Below are 6,973 nucleotides of genomic sequence, written 5' to 3'. Positions count from 1 at the left end.
TACCGGGCATCAGCGGCCTGCAAAACGCTTCCGGTGTATGCGTATTCGGGCGGATGAACGCCAACAGACCGTGCCGCAGTTCGGCAAACCAACCACCCCGTAGCTGTGTGCGCCCGGCGCCTGTCTGCAATAAGGTTTCCAGCGCCTGCACATGCACTTCTTCCAGTCGAAAACCGGTTGCACGCGCGGCAGCCGCCGCCAGCGCGCGCGCGCGCAACGGGGATGCACGCAGCACCGATGCCGTCCAGCCCCCCGGCACGGCCGCATCCCGCAGAAGTGTGCCAGTCAATTCGGAAAGCACCGCCTCATCCTGTGCAAACAGACGCATATCACGCAGCATTGTCTGTTCAAGCGCGGGGTTGAGTGTGCGCAAGGCGGGGATCACCTCCAGCCGAACACGGTTGCGCCCATAAGCAAGGGACATGTTGGTGCTGTCGGTCACATATGCCAGCCCGTTTGCCGCACAGTAGGCCTCTACTTCCGCACGGGAGGTTTCAATAAGCGGGCGCACAATATTCCCGCGCACTGGCGGGATGCCGCACAAGCCTGCCAATCCGGTGCCTCTTGCCAAATTGAGGAACAAAGTCTCCACACTATCGCTCAGCGTGTGCGCCGTGGCGATCTTCGCACCCAATGCTTTGGATTTTTCCGCAAAAAATGCATAGCGGAGCCGCCGTCCGCAAAGTTCTTCCGACTCGCCGGTCTTGGCAGCCTCGGTTCGCACATCCACGTGCAGGAAGAAACACGGCACGTCCCACGCCTCACAACGCGCGCGGACAAACGCCTCGTCACGGGTGGATTCCTCTCCCCGCAGACCGTGGTTGACATGTGCGGCGAATATACGCAGGCGGTGTTCCTCCCTTAACGTACAAAGCAGATGCAGCAGTGCGGAGGAATCCGCTCCGCCCGAAAAAGCGGCCAGAACGATGTCGCCGTCTGTAAGCATATGGAGACGGTCAATGGTTTCAAGCGCTTTCATGTAGCCGCTCCATAGACGTAAACTCCGTGTGCGCGCCGTCCCAGTGCAGCGGGATATCTCCCACCGCGCCGTGACGGTTTTTACTCACCATACAGGTCGCCTGATTATGGTTTTCCTCATTTTGCTCGTAATAGTCTTCGCGGTAGAGGAACATGACGATATCGGCGTCCTGCTCGATTGAACCGGATTCACGCAAGTCGGAAAGCTGTGGACGATGTCCGGTACGCGACTCGGTGCCGCGCGAGAGCTGGGACAATGTGAGTACCGGCACGTCCAGATCTTTCGCCATAATCTTCAGGCTTCGCGTAATTTCTGAAACCTCCTGCACACGATTGTCAATACGCCGCCCCGAGGACATCAGCTGCAAATAATCAATAACCACCAGATCGATGTCCCGCAAACGGCGGCAGCGCGCCTTGATTTCCGGCACTGTAATACCAGAGGTGTCGTCAAAATAGAGTGCGCATTTGGACATTGTGTCCGCAGCTTCGGCAAGGCGCACCCATTCGTCCGCCGCCAGTTCGCCGGTGCGCAGTTTGGTACTTTCAATCCGCGCCTGCGCGGACAGCATACGTGAAACATTTTGTTCACGCGTCATCTCCAGAGAGAAAAATGCCACCTTGCCGCCCGCACGCGCCACGTTCTGCGCAATGTTGAGCGCAAATGCCGATTTGCCCATGGCAGGACGCGCCGCCAGCAAAATCAGATCGGAACGGTTCAAGCCGGTGATATAGCGGTCCAACTCCGAAAAGCCGGTGGACATCCCAAGGAAATCCTTTTTGTCTGCCCCACTGATCTTTTTCAGACGGTCATACGTTTCGAGGATGACTTCCTTCACGTGATGCAGGCCTACGCCGGCCTTGTCCTGCCGGATATCATAGATGCGCTGTTCCGCCATGTTCACCACGGCGCGCACGTCATCAGTTTCCTGCACCGCCGCGTCGATAATCTCTTTGGAGACACGGATGAGACTGCGCAGATAATATTTCTCCTCGACGATGTGCGCATAGGCCATCGCATTGGCGGCGGACGGCACCATCTGAAGCAAAGAAAGCAGATAGGCTTTGCCACCCGCCTCGTCATACACGCCCTCCGCTTTGAGCGTGTTGAGCAGGGTGACAAAATCAATGGATTCACTGGCGGAAAACATCCGCACCATGGCGGTATAAATAGCGCGGTGCTGCGCGAGATAAAAATAGGGCGCCTTGAGAACATCAAGTAATTGTGTCAGGACAGTCGGCTCCAGCAAGACCGCGCCCAGCACCGATTGTTCCGCTTCCAGACTGTATGGGAGCGGAACATTCCCCAGCAGTTCGTTTGACTCCTCAGCGGCCATTTGTTCCCTCCGCTCTCATTTATTAAAATCCATAGAAAAATGGCACATGGATTGAATCGTTCAACCCGGTTCGCCCACCGCGACCGACAGCTTGGCGCCGATACCGGGGTGCAGGCGAATCTCTAACGGATAGGTGCCATACGCCTTGATTTCACCGTCCAGCACAATCTTGCGTTTGTCGATACTCACGGCAAACTGCGCCTTGACAGCGGCAGCAATCTCTTTGGCGGTTACCGCACCGAACAGCCGTCCGTTCTCACCCGATTTGGCCGTAACACGCACCACCACACCGTCCAATTTTTTCGCCGTGGCTTCAGCCTCGGCTTTTTCGACGGCGGCGCGGTGCTCTTTGGCAGCTTCGCGACCGCGCAGGTCATTGATCGCCTGAGAACTGGCCTCGGCTGCCAGCCCGCGCGGCAACAAAAAATTACGGGCATATCCGTCGGATACTTCCACAAGTTCCCCGGTTTTCCCGCTGCCTTTGACATCCGATTTCAAAATCACTTTCATATGCAGACCCTCCGTTTCAAAGCGGCGGCAGTCTTGCCCCGCCGCATGTTCCACAAAACCGGCGCTTGCGCCGGTCGGTGGTTTTCATTATAGCATCCCACACGCAAACAGGCAATCTGCCATGCGCCGATTATTTGTTGTTTTCAAAATACCGGGCCAGTGCCTGCTCCAAGCGTTCACCCGCCTCCGCAGGTGGAACATCCGGCAGCTGCGCACCTGCCATTGTTAAATGTCCGCCGCCACCCAATGTTTCCATCACCAATTGGACGTTCACCGCACCCATGCTGCGGGCGGACATCGCTGTTCCATTCCCATCGGCATACAGTACAAAAGACGCCTGCACGCCGCTGATAGTGAGCAGATCGTCTGCCGCCTGCGGCGCAATCAGCTTGATGTCGGGGTCGGGCTCGCCGGTATACATCGCAATGGCGCAGCCTTTGTTGATGCGTGCGGAGCTGACCAGTGCCGTGCGCTTTTGATAGTCCCCCATACTCCCTGCAAACAGCTGCTTGACGCGGGCGGTATCCGCCCCTTTACGGCGCAGGTATCCCGCCGCCTCAAATGTGCGTACGCCGGTGCGCACAGAGAAATTGCGGGTATCCAGCGTCATGCCGGCCAACAGTGCGCTCGCCTCCACCGACGTGACCGCGCTGTCCGCAATGTATTGCATCAGCTCCGCCACCATTTCGCTGGAAGAGGACGCATACGTCTCGTGATAAAAAATAACGGCGTTATCGATGAAATCCACCATTTTGCGGTGATGGTCGATAACCACGACCGTGCGCGCCACGCGATAAAGTTCCTGCGACTCCACAAAGCCCTTGCGGTGTGTGTCCACCACAATCAGCAGTGTTTTGCGCATCACCAGCATCAGGCATTCCTCCGGAGCGATGAACGCGTCGGCATAGCCTTCCTCGTTTTGCCGCAGCTGTTCGGCAAAACCGGCAGCCAAACAGGTCTTCAAATCGACTACGATACGCGCGTCCCGTCCGCGTGATATGCAGGCTTTGCGCAAAGCGACTGCCGCCCCCAGAGAATCAAGATCTCCGTTGCGGTGCCCCATAATGAGGACATTGTCGCTGCCGTCGATCAGTTCCGCCAATGCCGACGCAATGATGCGGGTCTTGACCTTGGTGCGTTTTTCCACCGCTTTAGACACGCCGCCGTAGAATTCAAACCCGTTGGATGTCTTGACAGCCGCCTGATCGCCGCCGCGCCCGAGCGCCATGTCCAGCGCCTGCCTCGCCATCTCCTCGGCCTGCCCGAATGTCTTGCCGCCGCGCCCCACACCGATGGAAAGGGTCGCAGGCATATGTTCGCCCGCCACGATTTTGCGCACGCCATCCAGAATGTCGAACCGGCTCTCCACGATCTTGCGCAGATGACGCTCTTCAAATATAAACAGGTATTTATCACGGTCTGCATGGCGCAGAAAACCGGTTGTACCGGAAACCCAGCGCACCAGTTCTTTTTCAATCTGGCTGACGATGCTAACCTTTTCCCCTTCGCGCGCATTCTGCATCAGTTCGTCGTAGTTGTCAATCATAATCATAGCAATAACCGGGCGGCTTTCGCGAAATTCATCGGCGATATTTTTCAGCTCGGTATTTTCCACCCAATAGAGTGTGTAAAATCCGCGTTCCATCTGGTTGCCATAGACCGTGAAGCGCCGCCGTTTGGTCACCACATCCACCGCCGTACCTGCTTTGGCAAAAGAGGCCGGGGTTAGGTTTTTCACGATGCTTTTCAGGTCGGCGCCAAACTGGTCGATTCCCCCGAGAACCTGCTTGCGGAACGGCTCGTTATACAGTACGATCTCACCACACTCTCCCACTACTACCAGCGGGAGAGGAAAAAGCTGCATGGCATTGCGGTCACGCGGGTCCATTTCGGCGGCAGTCTTGGCCACCAGCGAACGCATGTCATGCCGCACGCCGCGCAGGCCCAAATAGACCGCCGCAATCACCACCACTGAAGCGCATAACTCGCCCAGTGCCACCTTATAATCCCACCACAGGCTGATCAGCGAGATAGCGGGCGGCACCGTGATGGCCAGAATGATGGCCGGCGTCAGTTGCCAAATGCGTTTTTTCTTTTTCATAACTGTCTTCCCCACCAGACAAAATGCCCGCCCAAACAGGCGGGCAAATCCGTCACACTTCCATGATAACGGGCAGAATCATCGGACTGCGCTTGGTGCGTTCATACAGCAGTTTCGAAAGCGCATCTTTCACGCGGGACTTGATGGTACCCCACTCGGTTACATGCGCGTCGGCGCAGTCCTGCAAAACATTGCGCGCAGTCAGCCGCGTCTGCTCCATCAAGGATTCGGATTCACGCACATAGACAAACCCGCGGGACACGATATCCGGCCCTGACACCAATGATCCGCTTGAACCATCGATTGTAGCGACCACCACGATTAACCCGTCCTGTGCGAGATGTTTGCGGTCCCGCAAGACGATGGAGCCGACATCTCCCACGCCGGTGCCATCTACCAGCACGCGCCCGGCGGGTACAGCTCCCACAAATTTAAAGTTGCCTTTATCGAATTCCATCACCTTGCCGATATCAGAAATGATGATGTTTTTATCCGGGATGCCGATGCTCTGCGCCAGCGCTTTGTTCTTCATTAAATGCTTATATTCGCCGTGTACCGGAATAAAGTACTTCGGCTTGCAAAGCGACATGATGATCTTGAGTTCCTCCTGCCTGGCATGGCCGGAAACGTGCACTTCCTCATAGACCACTTCCGCGCCCAACCGCATCAGTTCATTGACCACGCGACCCACGGTTTTCTCATTGCCGGGGATGGGGTTGGCGGAGATAATAATAAAATCGTCCGGTCCGACAGACACCTTGCGGTGGTCGGAATACGCCATGCGATAAAGGGCCGACATGGGCTCGCCTTGACTGCCGGTGGTCACAAGGACCATCTTTTCTTTTGGGAACCGTTCCATCTCATCGATATCCACGATCAGTCCGTCCGGCACGTTCAGATACCCAAGTTCTGCGGAAATGCCGCAAACATTGACCATGCTGCGCCCTGAAACCGCAACGTGACGCCCATATTTCTGTGCATAGTCCACAATCTGCTGCACGCGGTGGACGTTGGAGGCAAAGGTGGCGATGATCAGCCGCTTTCCCTCCGCCTTGGCAAACAAGGTATCGAACGCCTCGCCAACTTTCCGTTCGCTGAGGGTATAGCCCGTCCGTTCGGCGTTGGTCGAATCCATCAGCAGACCGGTCACGCCTTCCTTACCCAGTTCGCCGAAACGCGCAAGGTCAATCATTTCCCCGTGAATGGGCGTGCAGTCGATCTTGAAATCTCCTGTTTGAATGAACAGGCCCGCCGGGGTGTTGATAGCCAGCGCTACCGAGCCGGCGATGGAATGGTTGACATTGATGAATTCGACCGTCATGCAGCCAAGCTTAACGGTGTCTCCCGGTTTGACAACATGCAGTTTGACTTTGCCGGAAAGCCCGTGTTCCTTGAGTTTGCCCTCCACCAGCGCAAGGGTAAGTTCCGTGCCATAGAGCGGCATGTTGACCTGCTTGAGCACATAAGGCAAGCCGCCTATATGATCCTCATGTCCATGCGTGAGAACCACGCCCCGGATGCGGTCTTTGTTCTTGACCAGCCATGTCACGTCCGGTATGACCAGATCGACGCCGAGCATGTCGCTGTCGGGAAACGCAAGACCGCAGTCGACCACGATAATGTCGTCACCGCATTCGTATGCGGTGATGTTCTTGCCAATTTCGTTGAGCCCGCCCAGCGAAATAATGCGAATCGGCAGCCCCGGTTTAACCGATGGCCTGCGCCCCCTGCCACGATGATAGGGGCGGGGATTTGACCGCTTTGGTGCCGGAGAACCGTTCGCCGCCGGAACGGATGGATTGCCCGGATGTTCCGGAGCTGCCGGCGTTGCCGGATTGTTTGTAGTCACAGACAGTTACCTCCAAAATGGAAAATTTTAATATACATATACACGGTTGTTCTTGACGATCGCCGCGTGTCAAAAGGCAAAACACAGTAGCCGCATGTGTTCCGCAACGTGCGAAATGTGCGGCCAAAACTTTTTTCAGCGTGCCCATATGGTTGCATGGAGAGCCAAAACACAACGCGTTTTGGTCCTCTATACAAC

5 protein-coding genes are annotated in these 6,973 nt (G+C 56.4%); all 5 read right to left on the bottom strand.

The window, feature by feature from the left end; all coding sequences use genetic code 11:
- A partial coding sequence (gene tilS, locus ABF463_RS13325) for a tRNA lysidine(34) synthetase TilS (protein WP_415534326.1) occupies positions 1–979 on the bottom strand: 979 nt, incomplete at its 3' end.
- Positions 966–2,315, bottom strand: coding sequence for a replicative DNA helicase (gene dnaB / locus ABF463_RS13320; RefSeq protein WP_415534324.1), 1,350 nt, complete (start codon positions 2,313–2,315; stop codon positions 966–968). The genes tilS and dnaB, both read right to left, overlap by 14 nt.
- Before the next feature lie 60 nt (positions 2,316–2,375).
- Positions 2,376–2,825, bottom strand: coding sequence for a 50S ribosomal protein L9 (gene rplI / locus ABF463_RS13315; protein WP_415534322.1), 450 nt, complete (start codon positions 2,823–2,825; stop codon positions 2,376–2,378).
- A 130-nt stretch (positions 2,826–2,955) separates the two neighbouring features.
- Positions 2,956–4,926: a DHH family phosphoesterase gene (locus tag ABF463_RS13310; protein WP_415534320.1), complete on the bottom strand. Its 1,971-nt coding sequence runs from the start codon at positions 4,924–4,926 to the stop codon at positions 2,956–2,958.
- A gap of 52 nt (positions 4,927–4,978) precedes the next feature.
- Positions 4,979–6,775, bottom strand: a complete 1,797-nt coding sequence (locus tag ABF463_RS13305) for a ribonuclease J (protein WP_415534318.1) — start codon at positions 6,773–6,775, stop codon at positions 4,979–4,981.
- Positions 6,776–6,973: the final 198 nt, after the last annotated feature.

The organism is Ethanoligenens sp. (assembly GCF_047718355.1).
Lineage (GTDB): Bacteria > Bacillota > Clostridia > Oscillospirales > Ethanoligenentaceae > Ethanoligenens.
Note: the sequence above shows the minus strand (reverse complement) of the source record. Positions and strands in the feature narration are given on the sequence as shown.